Annotated in this window: 1 protein-coding gene; it reads left to right on the forward strand. The window is 64.7% G+C overall.

Features of this window, described 5'->3' with window-relative positions:
• Window positions 1–9 precede the first annotated feature (9 nt).
• A partial coding sequence (locus GTP44_RS27085; protein WP_503826646.1) for a transposase occupies window positions 10–201 on the forward strand: 192 nt, incomplete at its 3' end.

A 201-nucleotide genomic window follows, 5' to 3' on the forward strand; every position in this document is an offset into this window, starting at 1 on the left:
TCTGCCATGATGAAACCCAACCTTTTTGCTGCGCAGGAGCGCGAAGCCAAGCTGACGAAGCTGGGCGATACGCTGCAAGTGCTGGAGCGGCATGTCGACTTCGCGGCGCTGGCTGATGCGGTCGATACTGCTGCGCCACGGCCCGGCCGCGAACGCGGCGGTCGGCCGCCGTTCCCGACCGAAGTGATGGTACGTATCCTG

Origin of the sequence: Duganella lactea, from assembly GCF_009857505.1 — a bacterium.
In the GTDB taxonomy this organism is placed as follows: domain Bacteria; phylum Pseudomonadota; class Gammaproteobacteria; order Burkholderiales; family Burkholderiaceae_D; genus Rugamonas; species Rugamonas lactea.